Source organism: Metabacillus kandeliae, from assembly GCF_021166585.1.
GTDB classification, from domain to species: domain Bacteria; phylum Bacillota; class Bacilli; order Bacillales; family Bacillaceae; genus Metabacillus_B; species Metabacillus_B kandeliae.
The window spans coordinates 883,278-898,813 of sequence record NZ_JAJOZE010000001.1; the positions used below are offsets into that span (position 1 = coordinate 883,278).

Here is a 15,536-nt window from a genome sequence, read left to right on the forward strand (position 1 = left end):
AGATAGTATTTTCATTTAGATGGACTGCATGTTAAACTTTGGTTGTTAACGAAGAAAAAGGTGAAGCGTCCATGTATAAAAAAATCTCTTATCCTTTCTTTATTAAATCAGCTGTTTTCCTATACTGCATTCTGCTGCTGTCTTCATGCCAGCCGCCATTTGGTGAGGGAAAAGTAGCGGAGTTCCGCTATACGGACCAAAGCGGCCGTCCCTTTGATAAAAAGGAGCTTGAAAACAAAGTGTGGATTGCTGATTTTATTTTTACAAGCTGCAAAACAGTTTGTCCTCCAATGACAGCGAACATGAGAGCGCTGCAATCAATGGCGGAAGAAAAAAGAATTCCGATTCAAATTGTTTCTTTCAGTGTGGACCCTGATGTTGATACACCTGAGAAGCTGAAAGAATTCTCGCGAAAATTTCAAGTAAAGGAAAATAACTGGCATTTTCTCACTGGATATAAAAATGAGGAGATCAGCCAATTTGCAAGGGACAGCTTTAAAACCATTGTAAAGAAGCCGGAAAATGAAGATCAGGTTATTCACGGAACGTCCTTTTACCTGGTAGATAAAAAAGGCCGCGTTTCAAAAAACTACAGCGGGACCGGAAAAGTGCCGTTCGAGCAGATTTTATCCGATGTACAGAAGCTTGAAAAGCAGCACTGAAGATGTATTAATAAATAAGCAGAAAAATAGGCTCTATGCTTTTTAATATGATATAGTAACTATTTAAAAGACGGTTAAGGGTGATGTGAATTGGTCAAACAATTTGCCTGGATCATAGCTGTCCTCCTGCTGCTGGCTGGATGTGAGGGGTTCTCCCTGAAGCCTGCGGCGCCTGCTTCCAAAACAGTACAGATTAAAAAGAAGGAAAAGCCCCTGCAGGATTTTATAAGGGGTGATATCAGTATTGTAGGTGTAGGTGATTCGTTAACGGCCGGAGTTGGAGATGACAATAAGAAAGGCTATATTGGGTATGTCCAGCAAAAACTTATGGAAGAACACAACCGAAAAAACATATCGCTGACAAATTATGCTGTGATGGGGTACCGAACGGACGATCTTCAGAAGAGGCTTAAGCGCCAGGAAGTGATAAACGCGTTAAAAGGCGCGGATATTATCATGCTGACGATCGGAGGAAATGACCTCATGAAGGTTGTGAAAGACAATTTTCTAAATTTAACATTTGAACCTTTTAGAAAAGAACAGGTTCAATATGTGAAAAAAACATCAGAAATAATGAGTACAATCCGGAAGCTGAATCCAAAAGCTCAGATCGTGTTTGTAGGTCTCTACAATCCGGTAAAATATGCTTTTCCGCAGCTCTCTGAAATCGATGTCATCGTGAAAGAATGGAACAATGGAGCGAAAGAGGCTGTAGAGCGGGATCCAAATGCCAAATTTGTTCCGATTGAAGATTTCTTCAGCTCGAATGATGAAAAAGGAATTCTGTACAAGGATGCTTTTCATCCGAACGAAGCAGGCTATCAGCTGATCGGAGAAAGAGTTTATCAGGATCTGATTTCGGATGATTCTAATGAAAACAACGACAATCAATAGGTTAGGGTGAAAAACGAGTGAAGAAATGGAAAACAGCCTTCTTTGTCCTACTTGTCCTGAATATTCTTGCAGCAGTTGTTATCATGGCGCTTCTGTTTCTTCCAGCAAGCAATCAAAGCAATCAAGGGCAAATCAAAGAAGGGGAAAGCACTGCAGAATTAACAGTCTCCTCTAATAAAGAAAACCTGAACAAGCTGATCAATCATTACCTGCAGCAGGAGGCCAATGCCGATCAGCTGAATTACAGAGTTCAAATTGATGATAAGGTAAACTTGATAGGTAAAATCAAAGTGTTCAACAAGGAGATTGATGCGAAAATTTCCTTTGAACCAATTGTAAAAAAAGACGGCAACATGCGCCTCAAGGTGGAGGACCTGTCGCTTGGACAGCTTGATATTCCTATTTACATCGTCTTAAGCTACATTAACAGCTCCTACTCGCTTCCGGATTTTGTTTACATTGATGAAAAAAATAAAACCATTGATGTGGCATTGACGGAAATCAAGCTGAAAAGCGATTTAAAGGCGAAAGCGGAAGCGTTCAATCTGAAAAAAGATGATATTCGTTTTAAACTGTTTGTGCCGCTTAAAAATGAGAAAAAGGATTCTTCTTTATCTTTTTAGTACAAAAAAAGGCCGTTTCTTTAAGAAACTGGCCTTTTTTCTTTCCTGCAAAATCATGCTAGCCTCTCGCCACTACAGCATCAAGCGGAGGGTTTCCATTGGCAAGGCCTACGGCAAAGATGGTATAGGCATTATCAGAACGGAGCTGCAGCCTCGGAACCGAAAGTACGACTGTATCCTTTCCGGCAAGCCTGACTTCAAGATCATACTTTCCGGCAGGCACAGTAATGTATTTGGTCGATGTCATAAAAGAAATGTTTTCAAACAGGACATCACCATTCTTAACCGCAACATCAACGGAAGGAGCATCAGGGGAAAGGTGAACAAACTTCACCTTCGTTTCGCCTGCAGCAACAAACGGCTTATCAACAATCGGGAAAAGCTTAATTCTGGAGACGGGGCCTGCAGCTGTAAATGTATAGGCAACACCAGGCACAAAGAGAAGGTTTTCTGCAATCACCGGGGAAGAAGTGCTTCCTGTTGGATAGATATCTACCCTGTACTGGCCGGCGGGAAGATGCATATACTCACTGATTTCTTTATATTTTAATCCGCGGAGAACCAGCTTTCCATTTAAATACACATCAACGGCAGGGGCGTCAGGGGAAGCGTGGAAAAACCTGGCATTGGTCATTCCGGAATTCATCTGATATCTGCTGCTTTGCTGTTTGACTGCTTCCTGTATGGCTTTCAGGTGCATTTGATAATACATTATGTGCTTGTTTGGATCAAGATATTTATAATATGAAGCAAGCATATCGTACATCAGCGCTTGAGAAACATACGGATTGTTATCCTGTTGAGGCACTATTCATCACTCCTATGCTTTTCATCATCTCTCATACCATATGAGAAAGCATGGGTGAATGTCACAATGGGAATTTCTTTAAAGGTTCTTTGCAGCACCTTGCCGCCTTAAGCACTTGAAAAAATCCAAAAAGTCAAAAGGACTTTTTGGATTTTTAATTCCTTTTTATTTGCCGGCAGATGCAAACATAGCTGGCTGGTGAGCATTGCGCCCGCAAAAAACCTTTGTCAGGAAGAAACCAGCCGCAATCATTACCGTTGTCCAAATGCTTGCTTCTACTCCAAACGAACCGCCGGTCCAAATAGAATCCGCAGCATGCACAGAGAATAATCCTTCAGGAGGAAGGCCGCTGACCGGAAATCCAATCACACTGCCCTGGGTAAAGTTCCACATTAAATGGTATCCGAATGGCATCCAAAGGGTCCCTGTTTTAATCATCATATAAGAGAAAAGAAGTCCTATCAGAAAAATGTTGATAATGCCTAGAAGATGAACATTTGGATTGGAAAGATGGGCAGCGCAAAAAATAAGAGCTGAACCGATATAAATCAGGGGAAGGGAACGCGACTGGCTTAGGGTTGAAACCACATACCCCCTAAAGTAAAGCTCCTCATTTGCTGCGACGATGATATAGGCAATAAAACCCATGAGAACCTCTGTCCATAAACCATTTCCGCCCATTCTAGCCGTTAACTGCACCTGCCCTGTTGCAGCGAGAATGGCAGTAATGGCAAGAATAGAGCCTCCGCCGGCAGCTAAGCCGAATCCAAGGTTTTTTCCTTGAGTCCTGATGGAGGTTATACCAAGCTCTCTCCATTTTCTCTTTTCTGCTTTTAAAAAGATCAGCAGAGTAAGCAGTGTGGCAATAAGCTGAGCAATCATGACCCCTAGCTTAATGGATGGGTTTTCCATTAATTTGCCCATGTCTATTTCAAGCTGAAATCCAGGCCCCTCAGAAGTGCCCTGCATAATCAGACCCGGCAAAACGGCAGGAATAAGCAATATGCCTGTCAGCACCTGCATTAAGAGAAAAGATAACAGGATTTTCCAGCCGCTTCTTACCTTGCCTTCTTTATTTTTAAAAACCTTCATGTCTGGTACCCCCTTTTTTGGCATAACCATATTATACAAAATTATAAAGGCAAATCAGACTGCAAAAAGTGATGGTTCTTAGTAATGAATTAATCGCATGCAAAAACTGTCCTTTGGGCAGTTGGAACCCTAATCCTGAAATGAGATTTATGTAAAAACTCCCAATTCAGTTAAAATTAATCTCCTGTGAAGACGAAAATCAATAAAAGGAAGGTAATCGGGTGGCGGCCCGCAGAAAACAGCTGAGCCTAAGGCAGGCGGCCTTTAAGTTTAAGAAAAGCTTCTTTGGGAAAAACATAGAAAAGGCTCAAAGGAGGAAACGCAATGAATTACTATGAATTGACAAGAGGCGAAAAAGAGATCGGATACATAGATGAAGGTGTAGGGGATACCATCATCCTTCTGCATGGATTTTGCGGAAGCCATGAGTACTTTAAATACTTGGTCCCTATACTGGCTGAGAAGCATCGAGTCGTTGCTCTTGACCTTAGGGGCCATGGCGGTTCCAGCACATCTGATGAGCCATATTTTGTTGAGGATATGGCAGACGACGTGAGGGATGTGATGAATGATTTGAAAATCGATCATGCCTCTTTGTTCGGCCATTCACTTGGCGGCTATGCCGTGCTGGCGTTTGCTGAAAAATATCCTGAGATGACCGCCTCCTTTGGTCTTCTGCATTCAACTCCATTTCCTGACAGCGAGGAAGGAAAAGCGAAAAGGCAGCATAATATTGAACGGGTTGAAAAAGAGGGGATCCATTCTTTTATTAACGACCTGATTCCCAATTTGTTTGCTAAGGAAAATCTTGAGGTCCTGAGCGAAGAAATTCAATTTGCAAAGCAGATTGGCTATCATACTCCTCAGGCAGGGGCGAAAGAAGCACTTAACGCCATGAAAAACAGGCCGGACAGAAGGCATGTGCTGGAAAACACCAGAATCCCTGTACTCATCGCGGCAGGGCGTTCTGATCAGATTGTGCCCATGGAACAATCTTTCGCAGTTAAAAACCCGATGATTAAAGAGGCTGTCTTAGAGGGTGCCGGCCACATGGGGATGCTTGAAAAACCGGATGAAATAGGAAACATTATTCTTCAATTTATCGAAGAGCATGTAAAAGTTAATGCGGATGAATAAACAAAAGCTGTCCTAGGTCCAGGACAGCTTTTGCGTATATCAGCTCTTGTTCATCGGATGAGATTCGGCGAATTTCAAAAACGTTTGCTCATCCTCAATTGTGCCGCAGGATCCGCATTGGACTCTTCTTTGAGTCCCCTGATAAGAGGCGTGAAATGGCCCTGCTTCTGATTGTGAATACTCCTCTACCATAGCCCCTGTTGCGGGATCGAGCTTTACAGCCTGCGGATGCTGCTCCATGATATTGAACCTTGAACGGTTTGTTTTGCAGTTTGGACATAAGTAAGGTGCTGTCATCGTTAACCCTCCCAGCTTATTATCACTAGTGTGCAGCAGAAAAAGATTTTTATGTAAAAGTCTTATCTAAACCTGCAAAATGAAGCGCAGGATAAGGAGTGCTCGTATTTTTGGAAAGTACGGGAAAAAGATCTGAAAAAGAAAAAAGCCCTTAAGCATATAAGCTTAAAGGCAGGTAAAGTTAAGAGCGGTCCAGCTTCCGGAAAAGAGAAATCAGCTCATTCATTTCTTCGTCTGTGTAGCAGTTGAAGCGGCTGAATAGAAAATCGGTTTTTTTAACTTGAAGCTCCTTCAGTTTCTCTCTTCCAAAGTCAGTTATTTCTATTTCAATAATGCGCCGGTCACTTTCAGATCTTTCTCTGGAAATGAAGTTTTTTTCAAGCAAGGAATCAGTAATAGCGGTTATATGGCTCGCTGACACTTCAAGCTGTTTGGAAAGTGCAGAAGATTTTTGGGGCCCTTGATCCTGAAGTATTTTTAAAATGTAGAATTCGTTTCTAGTCATTTCATGATTTAACAGACTGTTAATTTCAATGCGAAGCTGTCTGACGACGTTGCGGAGCAGCGCTTCCATTTCATACATCATTTCTTGGCGGTTTTCCAAGTTCATTCCCCCAGGCATACGAATAAAAATATTCATTCCGCGATTTATTAACTAAGTTAACTATTTATAAGATTAAATAAATTCCTTTGAGCTGTCAAGAGAAACTGTGTAAAAGCTGATTTCTATGAAAACAAGCAGGAAGTGATATAATAAATTTTAAAGCTGAATCGAGAGGAAGATGAGAATGGAGAATAAAAACATTCAGTTAGCGACATTTGCTGGAGGATGCTTTTGGTGCATGGTTCAGCCTTTTGATGAAATGCCCGGCATTCATACTGTCACTTCTGGATATACTGGCGGCACAGTCGAAAACCCGACCTATGAGCAAGTATGCTCCAATTCGACAGGCCATTATGAGGCTGTTCAAATTGCCTTTAATCCGGATATTTTCCCATATGAAAGACTCCTGGACTTATATTGGCAGCAGATTGATCCGACAGATGCCGGAGGCCAATTTTATGACAGGGGAGAATCTTACCGGACAGCCATTTTTTATCACGATGAAGTCCAAAAAAACCTTGCTGAAGAATCGAAGGCTGCCCTCCAGGAGAGCGGGCGATTTCAAAAGCCAATCGTAACAGAGATTCTTCCATCAGCACCTTTTTACCCGGCAGAAACTTATCATCAGAATTATTACAGGAAAAATCCTGCACATTATCAGCAATATAAAAAAGGATCTGGGAGGGAACAGTTTATCAAAGATGCATGGAAAGACAACTCAAAAAATGATTTAAAAAACCGGCTATCACCTATACAGTATAACGTAACACAGGAAAATGGTACAGAGCCTCCTTTTCAAAATGACTACTGGGACATGGAAGAAGAGGGGATTTATGTTGATATTGTGTCAGGGAAGCCTCTTTTCAGCTCCAGGGATAAATATGATGCAGGCTGCGGCTGGCCAAGCTTTACAAAGCCGATTGGGGAGCATGAAGTAGAAGAAAAAATGGACTTTACCCATGGGATGGTGCGCACTGAAGTAAGAAGCAAAACAGCAGACTCACATCTCGGCCATGTGTTTAACGATGGCCCTGGACCGTCCGGCTTAAGATACTGCATTAATTCTGCGGCCCTTCGGTTTATTCCTAAAAGTGAATTAGAAAAAGAAGGCTACAGCAAGTATTTGCCGCTCTTTAACTGAATGGACGGCGCCGTTTTTACCTGCTCTGCACAATGCAGAGCAGTTTTTTTATGGGATTAAAGCGTGCAGTTGCCTTCTTCTATACTCTGCATACTGTATAGGCAAAAGGGTAAGGGGAGATGAGATGAAAGAGAATGAAAGCATGCTTGCAGCAAGTATTGTGATGCCTGCTTACAATAAATATGAATTGCTCCGTTTTTCTCTTTATGCTTTACACCTGCAGAATTATCCAAAAGAACACTTTGAAGTGCTGATTATCGATGACTGCTCCGAGGATTTGACGCCTTTAATTGATGCCCAATGGCGGGAAAAGCTCCCCAATCTGCGCTATTTCCGTCTTGAGAAAAACAGCGGCAGAAGCTTCGCCCGGAATCTGGGCATTTCCATGGCAAAGGGGGAAGTGATCGTCTTTATTGATGCGGAGATGCTTCCTGAGCCGGATTTCCTCTCCGCACACATGGCCCATCATGCCGGTTGCAGAAAATGTGCTGTATCTGGCGGGTTATATAACAGGCATGTTTTTACGCATTATTATCAAGGCTTTCTGCAGAAACAAAAAGAAAAACTAAAAGAGCTTTCAGCACAGACATTTTATCAGGAACGATTTTTGCAGGCTTTGCAGGGAGCAGAGGAAGCTGTGCCGTTAGTAACAGAAGCGGAGATAGCTTGCGGAAAATATAAATCTTTGTCCTATGAAAATACTTATTTTTTTAATAAAGGAATCCGTCATTTTGAGAGTAACTTCGGCGCATTCAAGCTCTCTTATCTGGCTTTTTTAAGCGGCAATGTGTCTGTCCGAAAGGAGCATTTAATAGCTTCTGGAGGGTTTGATGAAGCTTTTGAAGGATACGGGCCTGAGGATTGGGAGCTCGGCTACCGTCTGACTCAAGACGGTGTTGTGCTGCTTATAGATGAGGCAGCTGCAGCCTGCCATCAGGAACATCCAATAAGCAAAACAGTTTTCCGCGAAGCGATGGCGAACCAATGCCGCCTGATGGAAAAGCATCCAGTGCTTGATTTGCTTGTCCTCGGGCTTGAGTACAAAGGCTTTGATTTTCAGTTTATGCATTCTGTTCTGGTGGAAGCAGATCATGTAAAAGCTGTATTTGATGATGTGCTGCAGCTGATCTCCGAAATGCTGCAGTCTTTATTTGTCTCATTAAGAGACCAGGTTCCCGAGAAAAAGTGGAGAAAAATACTTAAGGAAAGAGGCTATGATCTAGAAGGCAGGAAGGAAGCTCTGCGGAAGAGCGGGTGTCCTCATCTTCTGCTGGCCCTGGCTGCACTGGCAAATTGAAATGAACACATAATAAAAAGGCAGCTGATGCGCTGCCTTTTTATATGGCATTAAACATTATAAATTGTTACTGCTTCTGTTTTCCTGCAGTCTACTTTAATGATGTTTGTCATCTGAGAAGTAGAAGTGGAAATCGTCTGGCTCAATGTGGCAATGCCGGTCATTTTGTTGAATCTAACAAATGTTGCCGGTCCGATCGAATCACCTGAATCAAGCAGCACGCTGACCTGCTGCCCTGGAAAAAGCTTCTCAAAAACGGAACAGGCTCCTTCTTCGCAAATTTCCGGCAGCAGATCCCAGATGTGCTTTGTTGCACTAAGCCCTGCCCCGGTAAGGGTAGAAGCAAGCGCTCCAAGCTCTCTGATCAGCTGATGTCTTGTGCTTTCCAAATAAATCACCCCGAATAAAATTGTGTTTTCGGGGCATTATATTCCACTTGTCTTGATCGTGATAGCTTATTCGCACAGATCCTGCTTAAAATGGACATTCATCAGGGATACTTTCGCCTATTTGCTCCTATTCGTAATTTTCCCGTTTTTAATGGAAACGTTATAAGAAATCGACTGCAGGTATTTTTCCATAGAGGTTCTGGCTGCTGCACTGACAGGCCGGATAACATCCTTTGAAATTATATATGGCTTAAATGAAATAGAAGGCTGCTTCCCTTCAAGAGTGAGTGTTAACAGTCCTGTTTGCGCCGTTTTTCCCGTCACATAATCAGGGAAAAGGAAATTGCCGAGCGAAAACGCAACTGGAACACTTTTTATCGTTTTTCCGCCCGATTTTTTTGGATAATAAGTGAAGCCTTGCAGGACGTGGGGATGAGAGCCGATAATGGCATCAACATCTGTTTCACTGACAATTCTTTTTAAGTATTCCCATTGATAGGCGGCGGGCTTTGTTGTTTTTTCAACACCCCAATGAAGATACAAGACAAGATAATCTGCTCCTTTTTTCTCCTTTTTCAGAGCTTTTATGAGCGGGTCAAGCTGGTAGGCGCCTGCAACACCGGCTTTAGTAGACCGATTGAATGTGAACCATGAATTAGATGGAGCAAAGCGGGTCGCTGCAATGAATTTCACTTTTTTGCCTTTTATAACAGCTGTTTTGGCACTGTAGGCTTCAGACATCGTTTTGCCTGCGCCGATATAGGACAATCCGGCTTTCTTAACGGAGCTCATTGTATCAAGAAGCCCCTGCTGGCCATAATCCAGCGCGTGATTATTGGCAAGGCTTACTAAATCAGCACCAGACTGCTTAATTCCTGTCAGCATGGATGCAGGCGCCTTAAAATTGTAGCGCTGATTCCGGTCTCTATAGGAATCAGGGAGAGATGTGATCGAGGTCTCCAGATTCAGTACAGCATAATCCGCGCTTTGCAAATCTTTTTTCACATACTGAAATGGATAGGAAGGACCGTATTTTAAGGCTGTTTTCAGAGTGGAGCCTGAAAATTGAGTGTCACCTCCGATAACGATGCTGATTGGCTTCTGGGAGGTTTTGGCTGAACTGTTTCCTGCAGCAGATGCGGACGAAGCATCGCTAAAAGGATTTATGCTTCCAAGAAAAAGGACCGCGCAAGCAAGTATAACCCCTTTTGTTTTTACTTTCCTCATGAATTCCCCTCTGTTTCTATAAAATTCCAACAATATTAATGTAAAATACTCATCCACTAAATGCCAGAGAAATTTTGGATTTTCAGCAAATTTTCATGAGCCGGGGCAGGATAATTACTTTTCTTAAAAAATAGGCAAACGCACAGTCAATACAACCCTGCATCCACATAGGCTACAGGGAAAACATCAAGTATTGATGGAGGGATTATTCAATGTACGGTTATGGATGTCACGGGGGCTATGCTGCTCCATATTACGGTCACGGATGCCACGGTTACGGAAACAGCTTTGTTCTGATTATTGTATTGTTCATTTTACTGATCATCATCGGTGCAGCGTATATTAACTAACCTAAAAAGGACCCTGGATGGGTCCTTTTTATTTGCAGGAAGATCCCTAAAACACGAACATTAAAATTAATTGTTTTAAATATAGTTCGGAAAAGAGATTGACGGAAGCGCTATCCTTTGGTATATTTACCAGTGGAATATTAAAACTGCTTATTGAGCAGTGTGCGGAGGGGATCACCTTGGAACAGCATTATGATGTGATTATTGTCGGAGCAGGCCCCGCAGGGATTTTTGCTTCTTATGAACTGACTCGTAAACTTCCAGGAGCTAAAGTGCTTCTGATTGATAAAGGCCATGATATTTACCGGAGGAATTGTCCGATTCTTCAGAAAAAAATTGAAAAATGTCCTCCGCCTGCTGGCAGAAAAGATTTTTCTGGCTGTTTGCCTGCATGCTCCATTACGAACGGTTTTGGCGGGGCTGGTGCTTATTCAGATGGGAAATTTAATATCACAAGCGAATTCGGCGGCTGGATGACAGATTACCTTCCTGACGGAGCTGTGATGGACTTAATTCGGTATGTAGATGAAATAAACCTTCTTCATGGTGCAGCAGAATCAATTACAGACCCATTGACAGATCATGTAAAAGACATCGAAATAAGGGCCTATGCTGCAGGCTTGAAGCTATTAAGAGCACAGGTCCGCCATTTGGGAACAGAACAGAATCTGGAAATATTGAAAAGCATTTACGAATACTTAAAAACAAAAATTGATATGAAATTTAAAGCTGAAGTAAGCGACCTGATCACCATTAAAAATGAAGGCATCCATACCGCAAAAGGAGTGCTGCTCGCAAGCGGCGAAGAAATTCTGGCGGATAAAGTAGTGGTTGTGCCGGGCAGGGACGGCTCCACATGGCTGAGCAGCATTTTGAAAAAACGCCGGTTAAAAATGACAAGCAATCAAGTAGACGTCGGGGTAAGGGTGGAGACGTCTGATATCGTAATGGAAGAAATCAACAAGCATTTATATGAAGGAAAATTTATTTTCAATACATCTGTCGGCACAAGGATAAGAACTTTCTGCAGCAATCCTTCCGGACATGTTGTGGTGGAAAATCACTCCGGCACGATGCTTGCCAACGGTCATGCCTACAAAGATCCAAAGCTTGGCAGCAGCAATACGAATTTTGCACTGCTTGTCTCTCATAAATTTTCCGAGCCGTTTGACAAGCCGAATGAATATGCGCATGAAGTGTCAAAGCTTGCCAACAACCTTTCAAGCGGCGGACTGATTGTGCAAAAATACGGAGATATACTAAAGGGAAGAAGATCAACTGCGAATAGGATGAAAGAGGGCTTTCTGGAACCGACGCTGAAAGAAGCAGTGCCGGGAGATCTTGGTCTGGTGCTTCCATATAATACGATGAAGAGCTTGATCGAAATGACAGAAGCGCTTGATAAAGTCACACCGGGTCTTGCATCAGAACATACGCTTTTCTACGGAGTGGAAGCCAAATTTTATTCAGCCCGTCCGAAGCTGAACGACCGTTTTGAATCGGAAATCAGCGGACTGTACGTTGGCGGGGACGGGGCAGGAATTACCCGCGGACTTGCACAGGCAGGAGCATGCGGTGTCTGGATTGCGCGGGATATTGCGGCTAAAAAGGCAGGAAAGCCAGAGAGAACAGCTGTTATGGTTTGAGGAGAACGTTCTGAACAGAGGCTTTTGAAGTACAAAAGGGACAGGTTCTGCTATTTAAGCAGACCTGTCCCTTGTTCTATTAACCCTTTAAAAGCTTGAGGCTGCGGAAAATCTCAAAAACGCCAGCCGCATTTTTGGCAGATTTCGCATTCAAAAAGAAGCAAGAGAATCCTCAGCTTCTTTCATCACTTTTAGAAGTATATCTTCAGCTGTTTCGCCATACTTCATCATTCTCAATCCCTGTCCTGCCCAAAGCGACATAAAAGCAGGATTATTTTGTTCTGCAGCAGCTTTTCTGATTTTGCCTGTTGCCGTATTCTGGCTTGGGAAGGGAAGCGGCGGAACGCCCGAGAGTTCAAAGCTACTAATAAACTGATTGGAAATGCCCCTTGCCGGCCTTCCGGAAAATGCTGATGTTAAAACAGTTGAGGCTTCATTCGATTGCGTCAGCATTTCCTGATAGGCAGGGTGGGCACCAGATTCCGCGCAGGCAAGAAAGCGGGTGCCGAGCTGCACGCCTGAAGCTCCTAGCATCAAGGAGGCAGCCAAACCTCTTCCATCCATAACGCCTCCTGCTGCGATAACCGGAATAGCCAGCGCATCGGCCATTTGCGGAACAAGAGAAAAAGTGCCGATATTTGCACCTTGAGGATGCTTGTTCATATCGAAGGTTCCTCTGTGTCCGCCTGCATCGCTTCCCTGTGCAACAACGGCATCCGCTCCGCTTCTTTCGGCGCTAATGGCTTCTTCCACAGTTGTGGCCATCGCAATGATCTTCCTGTTTTGATTCTTGGCTTCAGCCATATGCTCTTCTGGAAGCAGTCCGAAGGCTGTGCTGATAATCGGCACATTTTCTTCCATGACAGCCTGAAACTGTTCCAGGAACATATCTTTCGTTTTTAAGCCTTCAAAGCCAGCTTCTGCTCCGATAGATTCAGCTATTGGAGCAAGAACTTCTTTCACTTCATGAATTCTGGAAAAATCATCTTTCATGTCTGCTGTAAACAAATTGACGGCAAAGGGGCGGTCTGTTTTTTCTCTAATCAGTTTGACCGCTTCCCGAATCGCTTCACCTGACATATAGGCAGCTCCAAGTGTTCCGAGCCCTCCTGCTTTGGATACCGCTGCTGCGAGTTCAGACCCGGCGGGTCCTCCAGCCATTCCTGCCTGGATAACCGGGAATTGAATGCCGAGCAGGCTGCACAGCACGCTGCTTTTTTGCATCATAGAAACCCCTCCGTTTTATGCAAATATTCATGGTAATGAAGCGCGTACAAAGAAATCTATCATACTGCCAGTATATAAAAATGTTGGAGAGGAAGGGAAATGATAAACTGGCGCTAATGACAGGGCTCCATTATTAAAGGTCATTTGCTGTCGTTTTACGGTTCACTCCTCAGGGAAATGGACGGATAGGAAAAATAAAAAGGAGGAATTTTTATGGCTGAAAATAACAATGAAGAACAGAATTCAAAGAGCCAGGACAGCAAGGAGCAGGAAGAAAAGAAAAAACAGGGGCTGTCAGAAGAGCCTCAGAAAGATACACGAAAAGAGGATGGAGAGTAAGATAGGAAAAACTGCCGGAATGTCCGGCAGTTTTTTTTATATTATTTTATTTCAGAATAGTATAAAAATTTTGTGCATTTAGTTAAAAAGGTACCGTGAAGGATATTGTATAAAAGTTAAGAAGATAAATAGTCTCATTTTTTCTATTTTTTAATAATTTCCATTGGCATTGAAAGCGCTATCAACTATACTGTTATACAAACAGCATATCGCACAGGGAGGAAGAAAAATGAATAAGCAGACAGAATTGCACAGAGGGCTTGAAGAGCGGCACATTTCTTTAATGTCTTTAGGTGCAGCAATAGGGGTTGGCCTTTTCCTCGGTTCTGCAACAGCTATTAAGCTGGCAGGTCCGGGAATTCTTCTTGCCTATGCCTTTAGCGGAATGATCATGTTTTTTATCATGAGAGCGCTTGGAGAGATGGCCGTTCAGAATCCGGTTGCCGGATCTTTCAGCCGATATGCAAGGCTGTACATCGGTCCGCTTGCCGGTTATATTACCGGCTGGAATTACTGGGCTTTGTGGGTTGTGACCTGTATGGCAGAGATTACAGCAGTAGGTACATACATGCAATTTTGGTATCCGGATACTCCTAAGTGGATTTGGGCGCTTGCCGCTCTGGTTATTATGGCTTCTGTCAATTTCTTAGCCGTAAAAGCTTATGGCGAATTGGAATTTTGGTTTGCCTTGATTAAAATTGTGGCTATTATTTCCATGATTGCCATTGGATTAGGCATGATCTTCTTTGGAATCGGCAATGGCGGCGCAGCGACAGGGATCAGCAACCTGTGGAATAATGGCGGATTTTTCCCTAATGGCATTCAGGGAGTTTTTATGTCATTGCAGATGGTGATGTTCGCGTACCTTGGCATTGAATTGATAGGGATTACAGCAGGTGAAGTGAAAAATCCCGAAAAAACATTGACTAAGGCAATTGACACCGTGTTTTGGCGCATTCTTATCTTTTATGTAGGTGCTCTATTTGTCATCATGTCCATTTATCCATGGGAAAATATCGGCACACAGGGAAGTCCATTTGTTTTAACGTTTGAGAAAATCGGCATTCCAAAGGCAGCCGGCATTATTAACTTTGTTGTCTTAACGGCAGCGCTGTCTTCCTGCAATGGCGGCTTGTTCAGTACCGGAAGGATGCTTTATAACCTGGCACAGCAGGGTGAAGCGCCTAAGCCATTGGCTAAGCTGACAAAAGGCGGCGTTCCGGGCATTGCGGTCTTTATCTCAGCTGCTGCCCTCCTGATCGGTGTACTGCTGAATTACTTAATTAAAGATGAGCGCGTGTTTATCTATATTACGAGTGTTTCAACCTTCGGCGCGATATGGACATGGGCTACCATTCTCGTTTCGCAGATCAAATATCGCCGAAGCCTGTCAGCTGATGAAGTAAAAAAACTAAAGTACAAGCTTCCGCTTTATCCATTCAGTTCTTATCTGTCACTGGCATTTTTAGCAGCAGTGACTGGTTTAATGGCCTATTTTCCAGATACAAGGGTTTCCCTTTATGTTGGAGTTCCATTGATTGCTATACTGGTCATTTCCTATTATGCAAAAGGCCTTCATAAAAAGAATGTGTCTGAAAAGCCGGCCTCGAGCCATAAAGCTGGATAAACAAATAAAAGAGAAAGCAGCCTGGAACCACTCCATGCTGCTTTTCTTTTTGTTTCTATTAAATTCGGTTTTTCAATAAATCCTTCTTTTTAAAAGCTCTTTTTTGCCGGCCAAGCCATAAAACAATCTTTGAAGAAACCTTTTCTGCTGCAGCAGCACCCTAAATTGCTTTTCCT

At 43.1% G+C, this 15,536-nt stretch carries 17 protein-coding genes; 10 read left to right on the top strand and 7 right to left on the bottom strand.

The features are described 5' to 3' along the window. The first annotated feature begins 71 nt into the window (after positions 1-71). From LRR81_RS04430 to LRR81_RS04440, 3 genes are all read left to right on the top strand, one after another. Positions 72-662, top strand: a complete 591-nt coding sequence (locus LRR81_RS04430; RefSeq protein WP_231788073.1) for an SCO family protein — start codon at positions 72-74, stop codon at positions 660-662. 90 nt (positions 663-752) lie between these two features. Further along, positions 753-1,556 carry an SGNH/GDSL hydrolase family protein gene (locus LRR81_RS04435; protein ID WP_231788074.1) on the top strand — a complete coding sequence of 268 codons (804 nt, stop codon included), beginning with the start codon at positions 753-755 and terminating at the stop codon, positions 1,554-1,556. 17 nt (positions 1,557-1,573) lie between these two features. Continuing rightward, positions 1,574-2,179: a YpmS family protein gene (locus tag LRR81_RS04440; RefSeq protein WP_231788075.1), complete on the top strand. Its 606-nt coding sequence runs from the start codon at positions 1,574-1,576 to the stop codon at positions 2,177-2,179. 58 nt (positions 2,180-2,237) lie between these two features. Here the strand turns inward: LRR81_RS04440 and LRR81_RS04445 are convergent, their stop codons facing one another. Both LRR81_RS04445 and LRR81_RS04450 read right to left on the bottom strand, forming a co-directional pair. After that, positions 2,238-2,987 carry a DUF4397 domain-containing protein gene (locus LRR81_RS04445; RefSeq protein WP_231788076.1) on the bottom strand — a complete coding sequence of 250 codons (750 nt, stop codon included), beginning with the start codon at positions 2,985-2,987 and terminating at the stop codon, positions 2,238-2,240. A gap of 165 nt (positions 2,988-3,152) precedes the next feature. Further along, the gene (locus LRR81_RS04450) at positions 3,153-4,079 is read right to left on the bottom strand and encodes a CPBP family intramembrane glutamic endopeptidase (RefSeq protein ID WP_231788077.1); all 927 of its coding nucleotides are present in this window, start codon (positions 4,077-4,079) and stop codon (positions 3,153-3,155) included. A 324-nt stretch (positions 4,080-4,403) separates the two neighbouring features. Here LRR81_RS04450 and LRR81_RS04455 point away from each other — a divergent pair, with 324 nt between their 5' ends. Next, positions 4,404-5,216, top strand: coding sequence for an alpha/beta fold hydrolase (locus LRR81_RS04455; protein ID WP_231788078.1), 813 nt, complete (start codon positions 4,404-4,406; stop codon positions 5,214-5,216). Between the two features lie 39 nt (positions 5,217-5,255). Here the strand turns inward: LRR81_RS04455 and LRR81_RS04460 are convergent, their stop codons facing one another. Together LRR81_RS04460 and LRR81_RS04465 are read right to left on the bottom strand one after the other, a co-directional pair. Further along, positions 5,256-5,513: a DNA alkylation repair protein gene (locus LRR81_RS04460; protein ID WP_231788079.1), complete on the bottom strand. Its 258-nt coding sequence runs from the start codon at positions 5,511-5,513 to the stop codon at positions 5,256-5,258. Positions 5,514-5,694: 181 nt separating this feature from the next. After that, complete coding sequence (locus LRR81_RS04465) at positions 5,695-6,117, bottom strand: MarR family winged helix-turn-helix transcriptional regulator (RefSeq protein ID WP_231788080.1); 423 nt, start codon at positions 6,115-6,117, stop codon at positions 5,695-5,697. A 178-nt stretch (positions 6,118-6,295) separates the two neighbouring features. On the opposite strand from LRR81_RS04465, the gene msrB reads away from it, so the two are divergent. Both msrB and LRR81_RS04475 read left to right on the top strand, forming a co-directional pair. Beyond that, complete coding sequence (gene msrB / locus LRR81_RS04470) at positions 6,296-7,258, top strand: peptide-methionine (R)-S-oxide reductase MsrB (RefSeq protein WP_408631580.1); 963 nt, start codon at positions 6,296-6,298, stop codon at positions 7,256-7,258. A gap of 124 nt (positions 7,259-7,382) precedes the next feature. Further along, entirely contained in the window at positions 7,383-8,555 is a 1,173-nt protein-coding gene (locus LRR81_RS04475; protein ID WP_231788082.1) for a glycosyltransferase family 2 protein, read from the top strand. Positions 8,556-8,605: 50 nt separating this feature from the next. Here the strand turns inward: LRR81_RS04475 and LRR81_RS04480 are convergent, their stop codons facing one another. Together LRR81_RS04480 and LRR81_RS04485 are read right to left on the bottom strand one after the other, a co-directional pair. Further along, positions 8,606-8,944 carry a hypothetical protein gene (locus LRR81_RS04480; protein WP_231788083.1) on the bottom strand — a complete coding sequence of 113 codons (339 nt, stop codon included), beginning with the start codon at positions 8,942-8,944 and terminating at the stop codon, positions 8,606-8,608. A 117-nt stretch (positions 8,945-9,061) separates the two neighbouring features. Then, positions 9,062-10,171, bottom strand: a complete 1,110-nt coding sequence (locus LRR81_RS04485; RefSeq protein WP_231788084.1) for a CapA family protein — start codon at positions 10,169-10,171, stop codon at positions 9,062-9,064. A 212-nt stretch (positions 10,172-10,383) separates the two neighbouring features. Here LRR81_RS04485 and LRR81_RS04490 point away from each other — a divergent pair, with 212 nt between their 5' ends. Together LRR81_RS04490 and LRR81_RS04495 are read left to right on the top strand one after the other, a co-directional pair. Then, the gene (locus tag LRR81_RS04490; protein WP_231788085.1) at positions 10,384-10,521 is read left to right on the top strand and encodes a YjcZ family sporulation protein; all 138 of its coding nucleotides are present in this window, start codon (positions 10,384-10,386) and stop codon (positions 10,519-10,521) included. Positions 10,522-10,700: 179 nt separating this feature from the next. Beyond that, the gene (locus LRR81_RS04495) at positions 10,701-12,167 is read left to right on the top strand and encodes an NAD(P)/FAD-dependent oxidoreductase (protein ID WP_231788086.1); all 1,467 of its coding nucleotides are present in this window, start codon (positions 10,701-10,703) and stop codon (positions 12,165-12,167) included. A gap of 150 nt (positions 12,168-12,317) precedes the next feature. Here the strand turns inward: LRR81_RS04495 and LRR81_RS04500 are convergent, their stop codons facing one another. Continuing rightward, complete coding sequence (locus tag LRR81_RS04500) at positions 12,318-13,394, bottom strand: NAD(P)H-dependent flavin oxidoreductase (protein WP_231788087.1); 1,077 nt, start codon at positions 13,392-13,394, stop codon at positions 12,318-12,320. A 213-nt stretch (positions 13,395-13,607) separates the two neighbouring features. Here LRR81_RS04500 and LRR81_RS21170 point away from each other — a divergent pair, with 213 nt between their 5' ends. After that, positions 13,608-13,733, top strand: coding sequence for a hypothetical protein (locus LRR81_RS21170; RefSeq protein WP_269448481.1), 126 nt, complete (start codon positions 13,608-13,610; stop codon positions 13,731-13,733). A 229-nt stretch (positions 13,734-13,962) separates the two neighbouring features. Then, positions 13,963-15,360 carry an amino acid permease gene (locus LRR81_RS04505; RefSeq protein WP_231788088.1) on the top strand — a complete coding sequence of 466 codons (1,398 nt, stop codon included), beginning with the start codon at positions 13,963-13,965 and terminating at the stop codon, positions 15,358-15,360. Positions 15,361-15,536: the final 176 nt, after the last annotated feature.

Coding starts and splice junctions, on each gene's coding strand:
- LRR81_RS04430 (WP_231788073.1), top strand. CDS start 72: ATGTATAAAAAAATCTCTTATCCTTTCTTTATTAAATCAGCTGTTTTC.
- LRR81_RS04450 (WP_231788077.1), bottom strand. CDS start 4,079: ATGAAGGTTTTTAAAAATAAAGAAGGCAAGGTAAGAAGCGGCTGGAAA.
- LRR81_RS04455 (WP_231788078.1), top strand. CDS start 4,404: ATGAATTACTATGAATTGACAAGAGGCGAAAAAGAGATCGGATACATA.
- LRR81_RS04460 (WP_231788079.1), bottom strand. CDS start 5,513: ATGACAGCACCTTACTTATGTCCAAACTGCAAAACAAACCGTTCAAGG.
- msrB (WP_408631580.1), top strand. CDS start 6,296: ATGAGAATGGAGAATAAAAACATTCAGTTAGCGACATTTGCTGGAGGA.
- LRR81_RS04475 (WP_231788082.1), top strand. CDS start 7,383: ATGAAAGAGAATGAAAGCATGCTTGCAGCAAGTATTGTGATGCCTGCT.
- LRR81_RS04485 (WP_231788084.1), bottom strand. CDS start 10,171: ATGAGGAAAGTAAAAACAAAAGGGGTTATACTTGCTTGCGCGGTCCTT.
- LRR81_RS04490 (WP_231788085.1), top strand. CDS start 10,384: ATGTACGGTTATGGATGTCACGGGGGCTATGCTGCTCCATATTACGGT.
- LRR81_RS04500 (WP_231788087.1), bottom strand. CDS start 13,394: ATGATGCAAAAAAGCAGCGTGCTGTGCAGCCTGCTCGGCATTCAATTC.
- LRR81_RS21170 (WP_269448481.1), top strand. CDS start 13,608: ATGGCTGAAAATAACAATGAAGAACAGAATTCAAAGAGCCAGGACAGC.
- LRR81_RS04505 (WP_231788088.1), top strand. CDS start 13,963: ATGAATAAGCAGACAGAATTGCACAGAGGGCTTGAAGAGCGGCACATT.